We start from the raw sequence: 14,029 nt of genomic DNA on the forward strand, positions 1-14,029 counted from the left end.
CACCTGGTCCCTCGCCCTCACCACCCTCGGCTACCTCTGGGCCACCGCCAAGTACAACAACGACCCCAAGTAACCCCCACCGAACACCCCCCACACGCACCCGAACGACCCCGCCGCACACCCCCGCACGGATCGCCACGGGCGGCTCGGGGAAATGAGCTCGACTAGGCCCGGTGTTGTCGATGGACTGGGGCAATGACAACTTCCACTGAAGAACTCCTCCCCGCCACCCGCCGCGCGTTGCTGCACCGACTCGCCGTGGCCCAGTCCGAAGGACGGGCGCCCTCGGTGGTCGCCGCGGTCGGGCGGGGCGGGGAGACCGTCTGGAGCGGGGCGCGGACCTCGGCGGGCGGATCCTGGTCCGCCCTGGACACCCAGTACCGGATCGGGTCGATCACCAAGACGTTCACCGCGGTCCTGGTGCTGCGGTTGAGGGACGAAGGGCTGCTGGACCTCGGTGACCCCCTGGAGAAGCACCTTCCGGGGACCGCGGCCGGCGAGGTCACGCTCGCCGAACTGCTGGCGCACACCGGCGGGCTCGCCGCGGAGACCCCGGAACCCTGGTGGGAGCGGACCCCCGGAACGTTGCGGCCGGAGCTGGCGGACGTCCTGGGCGAGCGGCCGTTCCGCCACCCGAAGGGGAGGGTCCACCACTACTCGAACCCCGGATACACCCTGCTGGGCGCCGTCGTGGAGAAGCTGCGGGACGCCCCGTGGGAGGAGGTGCTGCGCCGGGAGGTGCTGGAGCCGCTGGGTCTACGTCGAACGGGGGCCCGGCCGCAGGCCCCGCACGCCGACGCCTGGGCCGTGCACCCGTGGGCCGATGTGCTGCTGCCCGAACCCGTGGAGGAACTGGGACTGATGGCTCCGGCGGGGCAGTTGTGGTCCACGACGGCGGATCTGGTCCGGTTCGGCGTGTTCCTCGCCCGGGGTGACGAGCGGGTGCTGAGCGCCCGATCGGTACGGGAGCTGGGCACTCCGGCCGCTCCCCCGGCCACCGCGGACCTGGCGTCGGGGATCTCGTACGGACTCGGGACCCAGGTGCTGCGGGTGGGCGGGCGCACGCTGGTGGGTCACTCGGGTTCGCTGCCCGGGTTCCTGGCCGCGCTGTTCTTCAGCGCCGAGGACGACGTGACGGCCGTGGTGCTGGCCAACTGCACCTCGGGTCCCCCGGTGGTGGGGGTCGCTGCCGATCTCGTGCGCATCGTGGCGGAGGCCGAGCCCCGCATCCCGCAGCCGTGGCGGCCGTTGCCCGAGGTGGACCGGGCGGCCCTGGACCTCACCGGGCCCTGGTACTGGGGCGCCGCGCCGCACGTGCTCCAGCTCACCGGTGACGGTGGGGTGGTCCTGGGGCCGCTGAACGCCTGGGGACGGGGTTCCCGGTTCCGCGCCTGCCCGGACGGCACCTGGCTGGGTCTTGAGGGGTACTACGCGGGGGAGACGCTGCGGGTCGGGCGCCGTCCGGACGGTTCGGTGAGCCATCTCGACCTGGGTTCGTTCGTCTTCACCCGGGAGCCGTACGAACAGGGCGCCCCCGTTCCCGGTGGAGTGCACCCCGAGGGGTGGCGGGGCGGCGCCCAGTAGGGGGCGACACCGCGGGGCGGGCCGGGACGCGTGGACGTCCGGCCCGCCGGTAGATGCGGGCGCGGCTGGCGACACCGCCGCCGGTCCGGACCGGTACCGGTGCTCAGAGCGCCAGCTTGAACCCGATGTGGGACGGCGTGAACCCCAGACGCTCGTAGAAGCGGTGGGCATCGGTGCGGGTGGCGTCGGACGTGAGCTGCACCAACTGACAGCCCTGGCGCCGGGATTCCTCCACGGCCCACTCGATGAGCCGGCTGCCCAGACCGCTACCGCGCTCGTCGGCGTGGACCCGGACGCCCTCGATGACCGACCGGACGGAACCCTTGCGCGACAGACCGGGGATGACGGTCAGTTGCAGCGTGCCGACCACCCGGTCCCGTCGGGCGGCGACGACGAGGTGCTGGTGGGGGTCGTCGGCGAGCCGCCGGAAGGCCGCACGGTAGGGGGTGAGGTCGTCCGGCGACTCCCGCCGGGCGCCGAGCGGGTCGTCGGCGAGCAGGTCCACGATGGCCTGGATGTCTTCGTCCGTCGCCGGCCGTATGTCGAGGTCTTCCATGCCGAACACCCTAGGCCCCGCACTGGCGTCAGCCCGCGGCCACCGTCAGCGGGGCGAACCGGCGGGTCCAGTCGCCCGGCAGTTCCTTGGTGCCGTAGGTCATCACGTCGTTGTGGAAGGACGGGGTGAGGCCGCGGTCCCGGAGCCAGGACAGCACGCCTTCGTGGCGGGCGTCGACGTCGACGCGCACCGGTCGGGTGGCCCCCGCGGCGAGCGAGGCGATGAGTGCCACAGCCGTCTCGGTGTCGCGGGCGATCAACGGGCCGACCATCTCGGCTCCGGTGTTCGGCCAGATCCCGCCGTAGCCGATGAGCCGGCCGCGCTCCTCGGCCACCCGGAGCCGGTCCGCGAAGGCCGGCAGCCGGGTGATCACGTGCGTGCGGTCGGACCCGAAGACCGCGCCGTCCAGATGCAGGATCGCGGGCAGGTCCTCGGCGGTGGCCGGGCGGGTGGCGATGCGCGGTTCGGGGCCCCCGGGGCTGAAGGTGCCCTGGAGGGATTCCACGCCACCGACCGTCTCGAACCCCAGGTCTTCGTACAGGGGGCGGCCGTTCGCGGTCGCGTGCAGGGTGAGAGGTGTCGAACCGGCCTCCGTGAGGACGTGGCGCATCAGGTGTCGCCCCACACCGCGGCGGGCGTAGCGGGCGGCGACCAGGACCATGCCGACCGCCTGGAGGTCGGGGTTGCCGGGAGGGCCGTACGACGTCACCACGCAGGTGCTGAGGAGCCCGTTGCCGTCGGGTGCGTCCATGCCGTACGCGGTGCCCGCGGCGAGGAGGAGGCCCCATTTGTGCTCTTCCCGTGGCCAACCACGGTCGTGGGACAGGTCGGCGCAGAGGGTGGTGTCCCGCGGGGTCAGCCGGCGGACGGGGAGTACGGAGAGGGAGAGTGAAGGTGTCGACACGCTGGTCAGGCTGTCTGACGGACCCCCTTGGCGTCCACCGCTTTGCGAGCACTCGCCCGGATGTTTCGGCCACGGCGGGTGAGTCCCCAGGGTTTGAGGACCGAGACGGCCGTGATGAAGACGTACGTGGTGAGCGAGACGGCTGGTGGAAGGACGAGGTCGATCGTGCTCTCGACCGGCTGACCTGACGTCACCCGGGCTGCGGCGGCGCTGACCTCGGGACGGAAGGCGAAGGCCGACGCGGTGGTGGCGGCCAGCGTGAGGCAGAACTTGGCGAGTACCCAGCGGTGGCGCAGCAGCCCCCAGGGAGTGCCCAGCGAAAGCACCAGGCCGGTGGCGAGGGTGGTGAGGGAGAGCGGCAGGATCAGCCAGTCCGTGAAGACGCTTATGGACCGGTAGGAGCTCGCCACGGTGTCCGGTTGACGGGTGGTCGCTGCGGTGACGGCCAGTGCCAGGAGCGCCAGGGAGAGCCCCAGCCAGCCGGCGGAGAAGGCGATGTGGGTCACGAGGGTGGCCCGACGGGCGCGACGGCTTAGTTTCACGTGAAACACCGTGCCGGGATGTCGGACGGTCGTCGTCTGACGGTGGGAGTAGCTTCGGCTACGCGGCTCGGCGTAGGGCGGGCCCCCGTAGGGGTGTTGAGCGGTTCACCGAGGCGTCGGGGGGTGTGGTGCCTGGTGGGTCGAGTGCTTGTACGGATCCCTCATGGGTAGGGTCGGCTCCGGTAAGTGATCGTCAGATCGCAGCGCGTTGGGCCATGAGAACCGTGTGACGGGGCAGCGTAGCTGGAGGGGGAGATCGGCGTATCGCACTTCGTGCTTTGTGCCCCGGACCGGGGACTCTGGTGGGAAGCTACTTTGTAACGACTGCGGGCAATGTCACATCTTTGTCCATCTTGTCCCCGCTAGAAGGGATTCGCGGTTCAATGGGCGCTGCATGGACCGATGGGCGCAATGCGGGGGAATCAGCGGCTTCCGATCAGGGAAGCAAGCGGATCGACCGAAAGATGCTTGAGGCGAGGCAGAGAATGGACGCTCCGACCACCACGTCGGCCAAGGGCACCACCGACACCGCCGACGAGGCCGAGGGGAACGGTGGTTGGTTCACCACCGGGACCGCTCCGGAGCCTGCGGGCGGGGAGGCGAACCCCACGACGGACCCCTCGGCGGAGCGCGCGCGCACCGCCGAGGTCCGTCCGGTGGGCCGGACGGCGGGCGCGGGACCGGTGTCGGTTCCGCAGGCGCTCGCACCGGAGGGCCCGAGCACCCCGGAGGACGTGCGAATACTGCCGACGGCGGAAGACGCGCAGCAGCAGCGGGGCGGGAACGGTCAGGTGGCCGTCGTCGACCATACGAGCGCCGGGGTCCGTCCCGGCAGCGCGCGGGGGGCTGACGGATCGACACCGTCCCCCGACGCCCTGCGGGTGCGCCGCACCCTGGAGGAGATCGAGCCCATCGGTGACAAGGTCACCTCGTACTTCTACGCGCTGTTGTTCGTTCGGCATCCGGATCTGCGGGCGCTGTTCCCCGCGGCGATGGACCTCCAGCGGGACAGGCTGCTCAAGGCGCTGCTGTTCGCCGCGGACCACATCGACGACCCCGTGGTCCTGGGGGAGTACCTGAAGAACCTAGGGCGCGGCCACCGCAAGTACGGGACGCGGGCCGAGCACTATCCGGCGGTGGGCGAGGCGTTGTTGGGTGCGCTCTCCCGCTATGCGACGGGCTCGTGGGACGCGGAGTGCGAGGCGGCCTGGGTCAGGACCTACACGACGATCTCGCAGATCATGATCGATGCGGCGGCCGAGGACGAGGTGCGCGCGCCCGCCTCCTGGCACGCGGAGGTGGTCTCGCACGAACTGCGGACCCCCGACATCGCGGTGCTCACCGTCCGCCCTGACCAGCCGTACGCCTTTCTGGCGGGGCAGTACGCAAGCCTGGAGACACCGTGGTGGCCGCGGGTCTGGCGACACTATTCGTTCGCTTCCGCGCCCCGGTCGGACGGGCTGCTCTCCTTCCATGTGAAGGCCGTTCCGGCCGGTTGGGTCTCCCAGGCGCTGGTGCGTCACGCCCGTCCCGGGGACGTGCTGAGGCTCGGTCCGGCCTCGGGCTCGATGACGGTCGACCACACCACGAGCAGCGGTCTGCTCTGCCTCGGCGGTGGGACCGGGATCGCCCCGATCAAGGCCCTGGTGGAGGACGTCGCCGAGCACGGGGACCGTCGGTCGGTCGAGGTGTTCTACGGCGCCCGCACCGATCACGACCTGTACGACATCGACACGATGCTCCGGCTCCAGCAGGCCCATCCCTGGCTCTCGGTCCGGCCGGTGATCGACGCACAGGCACGGGTGCAGCTGCCGGACGCGGTGCGGGAGTTCGGGCCCTGGTACGAGTACGACGCCTATCTGTCCGGGCCGCCGGGGATGATCCGCAGCGGGGTGCAGGCGCTCCGGTCGAGCGGAGTGTCCGTCAACCGCATCCGTCACGACTACGTGGAGGGCCTGGTGGCGGCCGGCACCTGAGCGGGCGACTGCGGGGTGCGGAGGGGCCCCTCAGTCCAGGGAGCACCCTCAGCCCAGATCGGGTGCGTGCATGGCGCGTACGCCTTCGATGTTCCCGTCGAGGTAGTGGCGGAGGGACAGCGGCACCAGATGGACCGAGGCGATGCCGACCCGGGTGAACGGCACCCGGACGATCTCGTACTCGCCACTGGGCTCGTCGACTTCCGGGCCGTGGCGCAGGGACACGTTCATGGACGCCATCCGGCAGACGAAGAAGTGCTGGACCTTCACCCCCGTCGCGCCGCCGTCCTCGCCTATGTGCTCGACGGTGTCCACGAAACAGGGCACGACATCGGTGATCTTCGCGCCGAGCTCCTCGTACACCTCGCGGTGCAGGGCCTCGATGACCGTGGCGTCGTCGGGTTCCACGCCACCGCCCGGGGTGACCCAGTACGGATCGACGCCGGGCTTGGTCCGCTTGATGAGGATCAGTTCGTCGCCGTCCAGGAGGATGGCGCGGGCGGTGCGTTTGACCACGGGACGGACCGTCATGGGAGAAATGTGGCCCGGTTGGTTCCACGTGAAACATCGCCCTCCGGACAGGCGGGCCGGAATCCGTTCCGCTCCACTTGGCTCCGCCCCTTCGGGCCGCCCGCCCGTCCGCGCCGGTTCAGAGCGCTCGGTCGAGTGCCTGGAGAACGTCCCGGACCAGGTCAGCCGCGTCCTCGATGCCGGCCGAGAGCCGGATGAACCCCTCCGGTACGGGATCGCCGCCCCAGCGGCGGCGCCGTTCCGCGGTGGAGCGGACCCCGCCGAAGCTCGTGGCGTCATCGACCAGGGTCAGTGCGTCCAGGAACCGTTCCGCACGGTCCCGGGACGACAGGGTGAAGGACACCACGCAGCCGAAGCGCTGCATCTGGCGCACGGCGACGGGGTGCGCGGGGTCGTCGGGGAGTCCCGGATAGCGCAGTCCGGACACGTCCGGCCGTTCGCGCAGCGCTTCGGCGACGGCGAGCGCATTGGCGTTCTGGCGGTCGACCCGGACCTGGAGCGTGGCCAGGGAACGGTGCGCGAGCCATGCCTCCATGGGACCCGGAATCGCGCCGACGATCTTGCGCCAGCGGCGTACGGCCTCGGCGGTCGCGGCGTCGCGGCAGCTGACGTACCCGAGGAGCAGATCGCCGTGCCCGGTGAGCTGTTTGGTCGCGCTGGCCACCGAGAAGTCGGCGCCGAGCTCCAGCGGACGTTGCCCCAGCGGGGTCGCCAGCGTGTTGTCGACGGCGACCAGGGTGCCCCGCGCCCGGGCGGCGTCGATGAGGCGGCGCAGGTCGCAGACGTCGAGCCCGGGGTTGGACGGGGTCTCGACCCAGAGCAGCCGGGCTCCGTCCAGGACGTCGAGTTGGGCGTCCCCGGCGGTGGGTGCGGTACGGACCTCGATCCCGTACGCGGTGAGCTGTTCTCCGACCAGGGGGAGGACCTGGTAGCCGTCGGCGGGGAGGACCACGGTGTCGCCCGCGCGGAGCTGGGAGAAGAGCACGGCCGAGATCGCCGCCATCCCGGAGGCGAAGACCAGCGTTTCGACCGACCGGGGCCCGTCCGTGCCGCCCGTCGTCCCGTCCGGGGCCTCCAGCTCACCGAGGGCCCGTTCCAACAGCGTCCAGGTGGGGTTCTCGTCCCGCGCGTACCGGTAGGGCCCCGTTGCCTCCCCGGGGAGGTGGAAGTGCGCGGCGAACACCGGGCCGGGCAGCGCGGGCTCGTGCTTCACGGGTTCGGGCAGCCCGGCCCGTACCGCCCGGGTGCCGTCCCCGACGGGACCCGGCAGCGGGGTCCCCGCCGGACCGCTCCCCGCCGGACCGCTCTGCGTACCGTCCGCCGTCATCGCCTCGACCTTCCGTCTTCCCGGGCGTCCCCCGCGTGGCACCGCCCGTGCCGGGGCGTGCGGACCGGTGCCCGCCGCCCGGATGCCCACCGGGCGCGTGCTGCGGACCCGGCGGGGTCTCCGTCACCAGGGTCGGTCACGTCCGGAGCGGCGGCCGGGGCGGGGTCGCCCGGGCGGGGCGCGACCCGGTGCGGACCCGGCACCCTGCGGATCAGTCCCCGTCGGGCAGCGCGACGTTCAGAGCCCAGGAGACGACGGAGATGATCAGGGCGCCCAGGACCGCGGTCCAGAAGCCCTCGACGTGGAAGCCGACGTCGAGCTTGTCGGCGACCCACGAGGTCAGCAGCAGCATCAGGGCGTTCACGACGAGGGTGATCAGGCCCAGCGTCAGGATGAACAACGGGATGGTGAGGATATTGACGACCGGCTTGACGACGATGTTGACCACGCCGAAGATCAGCGCGACGACGACCAGGGTGAGCGCCTTGGCACCCGTGCCGTCCCCGGTGAGGGTGATCTTGTCGAGCAGCCAGATCGCCACGGCCAGGGCGCCGGCGTTCGCGAGCGTCTTGACTAGGAAATTCATCATGTGTCTGATCGTGACAGACGCGTCCAACCGGGTGACCCGGGCGGACGGTGTCCGTTCGCCGGGACCACGATGGACCCCGGTGGGCGGGGAACACGTGCACGGATGGGTGCTGACCGAGATGGGCAAGGGCTGATGAAGGCATTCCGGCTGGACGAGCTGGAGATCGAGCGGGCCGCCAACGACGGCGCGTACCTACAGTTCCTGCGGGAGCGGAACATGTCGGTCGGCCTCTACGCGCTGGATGCGGGGGCATCCGATCCGCAGCAGCCGCACGGCCAGGACGAGGTGTACTTCGTGGTGAGCGGACGGGCGTCGATCACCGTGGGCATGGAGACGACGACCGTGGCCCGGGGCAGCGTCGTGTACGTCCCGGCCGGAGTCGCGCACAAGTTCCACCACATCACCGAGGACCTGCGGGTGCTCGTGGTGTTCTCTCCTCCGGAGGGCTGAGGAGGCCCGTCCGGTTCCCCGCCGGAAGGCCGAGTTCCGGCCTCGGGGTTCCCTCAGGGTGCGGTCAGGGGAGGACAAGGGGCCGCGGGCGCCCGTCCGACCGCGCGGCGCCCTAGCATCGAAGACACGGATCGAAGACTCGCACCACTCGCGCCCCACGGCCCGGGAACGGGGCCGGGGCGCCGCGGGGCGGGGTCGGGCCGGGGTACGCGAAGGGTGCGCCGACGTCGGACGACGGCGGCGCCGAGCGGAAGGAAGGAACCGTGCGGGAGATCTTCTCGGGCTTGCCGTGGTGGGTGAAGTGGGTCGCGGTGCCGGTCATCGCGCTGTTCGTGTTCGGCGGGCTGGTCGTCGGGGTGCTCTCCTTCCTGGTGGAGCTGCTCTTCAAGGTGCTCGTGTTCGTGGTGCTGGTCGCCGGCCTCGTCTACGTGGTGCGCAAGTTCACGTCGTCGTCCTCGTCGCGGAGTGACTGGTAGTACGTCAGAGCGGTGGGGGTCGGGGCCGGGTCCCCCTCCCGGGGGAAGATTGTCCGGGGTATGGAAATAGTCCGTATCGGACGACTAGAGTCGAAGCGGACACCCACTCGCCACGGGAGTGAGCCTTGGCCCCGGATGATCCCGTTCCGACCCTGATCGGCTCCGTACAGCGCGCGCTGCGCCTGCTGGAGGCCGCCGCCTCGCACCGCGGGGGCGCGCCCGCCAAGCAGCTGGCGCGCGAGTCGCGGGTGGCGCTCCCCACCGCGTACCACCTGCTGCGCACCCTGGTCCACGAGGGCTACGTGCGTCGTGAGCGCGGGGTGTACCTGCTCGCCGAGGCGACCGAGGGGCTGGCCGGCGCCGCGGCCCAGCAGAACCGTCGGGGCAGGATCCACGACGCGCTCGCGCACTGCCGCGACGTCCTCGGGGTGCCCGTGTACTTCGGGGTGTACCGCGACGGCGAGATCGAACTCGCCGCGGTGGCCGACAGCCCCGCGCATCCCGCGATCGAGGAGTGGGTGGACTTCCGCGAGACCGGGCACGCCCACGCGCTGGGTCAGTGCCTGCTGTCGCAGCTCGGTGAGAAGGCCCGCCGCGACCATCTGCACCGGCACCCCGTCCGGTACGTGACCCCGTACTCCGTGCGGGACGAGGAGACCTTCCTGCGGCGGCTCGCGGCCGTCGACCGCATGCAACCGGTGCTGGAGCACCAGGAGTACGCGCTCGGGACGGTCTGCGCGGCCATGCCCCTCATGGCCGGCAGCACGGCCATGGCCATCGGCTTCTCGCTGCCCGCGCACCAGGAGGACCGACTGCTGCCGACGTTGGCGCGATTGGAGCGCGAGGTCGGAAAGCTACTAGGGACACTCGGCTTCTCTATCAGCATCTGAAAACTCACTCCTTGTGATCTGTCGTGTACTTTAAGCAAGATGCCATGAGTGTCAGGGGGCTGATTCCTGGCCAGTCGACGCCACACGACGGGGTAGCCAATGCGCGAGTCGGTACAGGCAGAAGTCATGATGAGCTTTCTCGTGTCCGAGGAACTCACCTTCCGCATTCCCGTGGAGTTGCGTTACGACAGTGCCGATCCCTATGCCGTGCGGCTGACCTTCCACCTCCCCGGCGATGCGCCCGTGAGCTGGACGTTCGGTCGTGAACTGCTGGTCGACGGGGTCGCCGAGCCCTGCGGGGACGGGGACGTGCACATCGCCCCGGACGATCCGGAGATCCTCAGCGATGTGTTGATCACGCTTCAGGTGGGTGCCGAGCAGGCCGTCTTCCGCGCGGGGGTGGCGCCGCTGATCGCCTTCCTCGACCGCACCGACAAGATCGTTCCGTTGGGCCAGGAACGGGCGATGGCCGGATTCGACTCCCTGTTGGACCAGGCGCTCGACCGCATCCTGGCGGAGGAACAGAGCGCGGGTTGACGTCCCGTCAATGCGGTGGCCGAACCATCCCCCGAAAGGGCGTCCCCCGGTGAGCACCCGCACCCGTCCGGGGCGGTTCAGCCGCCCGTACGCGCCTTGCGACGGCGGCCCCGGCCCCCGGGCGACGGGACGGTACGCGCGGGAGCGGCGCCCGTTCCCGGGCGGTCCGCGGCCACCACCAGCGTGGCCAACGCCGTCGTGACCGGCACGGACGCCACCAGGCCGATCGACCCGACCAGGGTCCGGACGATCTCCTCGGCGACCAACTCGCTGTTGGCCACCGTGCCCACGGAACTCTGCGCGATCGAGAACAGCAGCAGCAACGGCAGCGCCGCGCCCGCATAGGCCAGGACCAGGGTGTTGACCACCGAGGCGATGTGGTCCCGCCCGATGCGGATGCCCGCGCGGTACAGCGCGCGGCGACTCATCGTCGGATCGGCCTGGTGCAACTCCCAGACCGCCGAGGTCTGGGTGACGGTCACGTCGTCCAGCACGCCGAGCGAACCGATGATCACCCCGGCCAGCAGCAGACCGCTCATGTCGATCCCCGGGTACAGCCCGTGGATCAGTCCGGTGTTGTCGTCGGTGTCCCCGGTGAGCGAGGCCCAGCCGATGAACAGGGAACCCAACACCCCGATCAGCAGCAGGGACACCAGCGTGCCGAGCACGGCCACCGAGGTGCGGGCGGACAGCCCGTGGCACATGTACAAGGCGATCAGCATGATCGCGCTCGCCCCGACCACCGCGACGACCAGCGGATTCGAGCCCTGGAGGATCGCGGGCAGGATGAAGAACGTCAGGATCAGGAAGCTCACCGCGAGGGCCACCAGGGCCATCAGCCCGCGCAGCCGGCCGACGAGCACCACGGCGAGCGCGAACAGTCCGGCCAACAGCACCATCGGAAGCCGACGGTTGGTGTCCGCGACCGAGTACTGGAGGTCCCGCGGCGCGTCGGGGGCGTAGGCGACGATCACCTTCTGCCCCTGCTCCAGCTTCCGCGAGGCATCGGGCTGCACGATCTCGGTGAACGTCCGACCCGTGTGCGGACCCGTGGTGACCTCGACGGTGGCCTTGCCGCAGTCGCCGGTCGCCCGCTGCTGCGCCTGACTGCCCTCGGCGGTCGAGGTGTCCCCGGTCGGCGGGACGGCGCCCGCGTTGACGGACTTGCAGTCGACCCGGTCGACCCGGGTGACCGTCGCCTGCTCGGTCTGCCGGTCGAAGCCGACGCCCGTGCGCTCGTGGGTGGGGGCGCCGCCCGGCCACAGGACGACCAGCCCCACGACGACGGCCGTGGCGAAGGGGATCAGCACCGCGGCGATGATCCGGCGCAAGCGGGCCGAGACGGGCGCCGCCGGACCGTGCGAGTGAGAATGCCCGTGGCCCCCGTGGCCCCCGTGGCCCCCGTGGCCCCCGTGGCCCCCGTGGCCCCCGTGGCCTCCCCCGCCTCTCCCCTGGCCGCCGTGGCCGTCCGGACCGTGGCCGTAGCCGTGGGCGGTCGACTCCGGGGCCGTCGCGGGGGACGGCGGCCAGGGCTGTCCGGCGGGCGGGACGGGAGGCTGCGGCGAGGTGGTCACCGCCCGATCATCGCAAGAACGGGCGGGGCCCACTGTTCAGCACGCCAGACATGACGCTAGCGTGGGGGCACCTTTGCACACGCGGGAGCTCGGAGCACCGGGCTGAGAGGGCGCTGACCTCCGTACCCGGACCTGCTCGACGCTTCACGCGGACGGGTGCTCCGGCGGAGAACCGCTGCGTCGACCGCTGAACCTGTTACCGGGTAATGCCGGCGTAGGGAGTAGGTCTCATGACCATCAAGGACGCACGCACGCCTGCCGTGACCGCGACCGACCCCACCGATCCCACGGACACTGCGGACACTGCGGAGCCCACGGACACTGCGGAGCCCACGGACACCGCGGACCCCGGGCCGACCGCCGGCTGGCACAAGGCGTACGTCGAGGGCCCCCGCCCCGATCTGCGCGTGCCGGTCCGTCAGGTCCACCTCACCAACGGCGGGTCGGTCACCCTGTACGACACCTCCGGCCCGTACACCGATCCGCACGCCGACACCGACGTCCGCCGCGGGCTGCCGCCGCTGCGGGAGAACTGGATCGTCGCGCGCGGCGACACCGAGGAGTACGCGGGCCGCCCCGTCCGCCCCGAGGACGACGGGCTCAAGCACACCTCGCCGCGCGGAGGGCTGCGCAACCTCGACGCGGTGTTCCCGGGACGGCCCCGCCAGCCCCGACGGGGCCGCGACGGGAAGCACGTCACCCAGCTCGCCTACGCGCGCCGCGGCGAGGTCACGCCCGAGATGGAGTTCGTGGCGCTCCGCGAGAACGTCGAACCCGAGGTCGTACGGGCCGAGATCGCCGCCGGCCGGGCGGTGCTGCCCGCGAACGTCAACCACCCGGAGATCGAGCCGATGATCATCGGCAAGCGGTTCCTGGTGAAGGTCAACGCCAACATCGGCAACTCCGCCGTCACCTCGTCCATCGAGGAGGAGGTGGACAAGATGACCTGGGCCACCCGCTGGGGCGCCGACACCGTCATGGACCTGTCCACCGGCCGCAACATCCACACCACCCGGGAGTGGGTGCTGCGCAACTCCCCCGTGCCGATCGGAACGGTGCCGCTCTACCAGGCGTTGGAGAAGGTGGACGGCCGGGCGGAGGAACTGACCTGGGAGATCTACAAGGACACGGTCATCGAGCAGGCCGAGCAGGGCGTGGACTACATGACCGTCCACGCGGGCGTCCGGCTGCCGTACGTACCGCTCACGGCGCGCCGCAAGACCGGCATCGTGTCGCGCGGCGGGTCGATCATGGCCGCGTGGTGCCTGGCGCACCACAAGGAGTCCTTCCTGTACGAGAACTTCGAGGAACTGTGCGAGATCCTCGCCGCCTACGACGTCACGTACTCCCTGGGCGACGGGCTGCGCCCCGGTTCCATCGCGGACGCCAACGACGAGGCGCAGTTCGCGGAGTTGCGCACCCTCGGCGAACTGAACCGGATCGCCAAGGGCTTCGACGTCCAGACCATGATCGAGGGCCCCGGACACGTGCCGATGCACAAGATCAAGGAGAACATCGACCTCCAGCAGGAGATCTGCGAGGAGGCCCCGTTCTACACCCTGGGCCCCCTGACCACCGACATCGCGCCCGCCTACGACCACATCACCTCCGGGATCGGCGCCGCCATGATCGCCTGGTGGGGCACCGCGATGCTCTGCTACGTCACGCCCAAGGAGCACCTGGGCCTGCCCAACCGTGACGACGTGAAGACCGGGGTCATCACGTACAAGATCGCCGCCCATGCCGCGGACCTGGCCAAGGGGCATCCCGGTGCCCAGGAGTGGGACGACGCGCTCTCCGACGCCCGCTTCGAGTTCCGCTGGGAGGACCAGTTCAACCTGGCCCTCGACCCCGACACGGCACGGTCCTTCCACGACGAGACCCTGCCCGCGGAACCCGCGAAGACGGCGCACTTCTGTTCCATGTGCGGGCCGAAGTTCTGCTCGATGAAGATCAGCCAGAGCATCAACGAGCGGTTCGGCGGCGACGCCGCCGAGGACGCCTCCGCTCAGGAGGTCGCCGAGGGGATGCTCCAGAAGTCCAAGGAGTTCGCGGCCTCGGGCAACCGGGTCTACCTCCCGTTGGCGTGACGG

14 protein-coding genes and 1 riboswitch are annotated in these 14,029 nt (G+C 70.9%); of the genes, 7 read left to right on the forward strand and 7 right to left on the reverse strand.

Translation table 11 applies throughout. The annotated features are described in order from the left end of the window. The first annotated feature begins 195 nt into the window (after positions 1–195). Positions 196–1,584 carry a serine hydrolase gene (locus tag ACFYOU_RS16370; protein WP_391306335.1) on the forward strand — a complete coding sequence of 463 codons (1,389 nt, stop codon included), beginning with the start codon at positions 196–198 and terminating at the stop codon, positions 1,582–1,584. A 103-nt stretch (positions 1,585–1,687) separates the two neighbouring features. On the opposite strand, the gene ACFYOU_RS16375 is transcribed toward ACFYOU_RS16370, so the two are convergent. The 3 genes from ACFYOU_RS16375 to ACFYOU_RS16385 are packed head-to-tail and all read right to left on the reverse strand — an operon-like array spanning position 1,688 to position 3,586. Beyond that, entirely contained in the window at positions 1,688–2,140 is a 453-nt protein-coding gene (locus ACFYOU_RS16375) for a GNAT family N-acetyltransferase (protein ID WP_391306337.1), read from the reverse strand. Between the two features lie 28 nt (positions 2,141–2,168). Then, positions 2,169–3,044, reverse strand: coding sequence for a GNAT family N-acetyltransferase (locus tag ACFYOU_RS16380; RefSeq protein ID WP_391306339.1), 876 nt, complete (start codon positions 3,042–3,044; stop codon positions 2,169–2,171). Between the two features lie 5 nt (positions 3,045–3,049). Then, positions 3,050–3,586 (reverse strand): DUF2269 domain-containing protein, encoded by a 537-nt coding sequence (locus ACFYOU_RS16385; RefSeq protein WP_391306340.1) that lies wholly within the window; start codon positions 3,584–3,586, stop codon positions 3,050–3,052. Between the two features lie 485 nt (positions 3,587–4,071). Here ACFYOU_RS16385 and ACFYOU_RS16390 point away from each other — a divergent pair, with 485 nt between their 5' ends. Then, positions 4,072–5,562, forward strand: coding sequence for a globin domain-containing protein (locus ACFYOU_RS16390; protein ID WP_391306342.1), 1,491 nt, complete (start codon positions 4,072–4,074; stop codon positions 5,560–5,562). A 48-nt stretch (positions 5,563–5,610) separates the two neighbouring features. On the opposite strand, the gene ACFYOU_RS16395 is transcribed toward ACFYOU_RS16390, so the two are convergent. The 3 genes from ACFYOU_RS16395 to ACFYOU_RS16405 form a co-directional block, all read right to left on the reverse strand. Then, positions 5,611–6,093, reverse strand: a complete 483-nt coding sequence (locus ACFYOU_RS16395; RefSeq protein ID WP_389773246.1) for an NUDIX domain-containing protein — start codon at positions 6,091–6,093, stop codon at positions 5,611–5,613. Positions 6,094–6,211: 118 nt separating this feature from the next. Then, complete coding sequence (locus ACFYOU_RS16400) at positions 6,212–7,420, reverse strand: cystathionine gamma-lyase (protein ID WP_391306345.1); 1,209 nt, start codon at positions 7,418–7,420, stop codon at positions 6,212–6,214. Positions 7,421–7,631: 211 nt separating this feature from the next. Continuing rightward, on the reverse strand, positions 7,632–8,009 hold the full coding sequence (locus ACFYOU_RS16405) for a phage holin family protein (protein WP_385485127.1): 378 nt from the start codon (positions 8,007–8,009) through the stop codon (positions 7,632–7,634). A gap of 132 nt (positions 8,010–8,141) precedes the next feature. Between ACFYOU_RS16405 and ACFYOU_RS16410 the strand changes: the two genes are divergently transcribed. The 4 genes from ACFYOU_RS16410 (at position 8,142) to ACFYOU_RS16425 (ending at position 10,362) form a co-directional block, all read left to right on the forward strand. After that, positions 8,142–8,459 carry a cupin domain-containing protein gene (locus ACFYOU_RS16410; protein WP_385485126.1) on the forward strand — a complete coding sequence of 106 codons (318 nt, stop codon included), beginning with the start codon at positions 8,142–8,144 and terminating at the stop codon, positions 8,457–8,459. A gap of 263 nt (positions 8,460–8,722) precedes the next feature. After that, the gene (locus ACFYOU_RS16415) at positions 8,723–8,935 is read left to right on the forward strand and encodes a DUF5326 family protein (RefSeq protein ID WP_389773237.1); all 213 of its coding nucleotides are present in this window, start codon (positions 8,723–8,725) and stop codon (positions 8,933–8,935) included. Positions 8,936–9,060: 125 nt separating this feature from the next. After that, positions 9,061–9,825, forward strand: a complete 765-nt coding sequence (locus ACFYOU_RS16420; protein WP_391306346.1) for a helix-turn-helix domain-containing protein — start codon at positions 9,061–9,063, stop codon at positions 9,823–9,825. 99 nt (positions 9,826–9,924) lie between these two features. Beyond that, positions 9,925–10,362, forward strand: coding sequence for an SsgA family sporulation/cell division regulator (locus tag ACFYOU_RS16425; RefSeq protein ID WP_387005593.1), 438 nt, complete (start codon positions 9,925–9,927; stop codon positions 10,360–10,362). A gap of 77 nt (positions 10,363–10,439) precedes the next feature. Here ACFYOU_RS16425 and ACFYOU_RS16430 read toward each other — a convergent pair whose 3' ends face one another. Beyond that, positions 10,440–11,936, reverse strand: coding sequence for a YibE/F family protein (locus ACFYOU_RS16430; protein WP_391306349.1), 1,497 nt, complete (start codon positions 11,934–11,936; stop codon positions 10,440–10,442). Positions 11,937–12,007: 71 nt separating this feature from the next. After that, a riboswitch (TPP riboswitch) is annotated at positions 12,008–12,174 on the forward strand. Here ACFYOU_RS16430 and thiC point away from each other — a divergent pair. Further along, positions 12,167–14,026, forward strand: a complete 1,860-nt coding sequence (gene thiC / locus ACFYOU_RS16435; RefSeq protein ID WP_391306351.1) for a phosphomethylpyrimidine synthase ThiC — start codon at positions 12,167–12,169, stop codon at positions 14,024–14,026. It overlaps the preceding riboswitch by 8 nt. The last annotated feature ends 3 nt before the right edge of the window (positions 14,027–14,029 follow it).

Origin of the sequence: Streptomyces sp. NPDC005955, from assembly GCF_042871255.1 — a bacterium.
Taxonomy (GTDB): domain Bacteria; phylum Actinomycetota; class Actinomycetes; order Streptomycetales; family Streptomycetaceae; genus Streptomyces.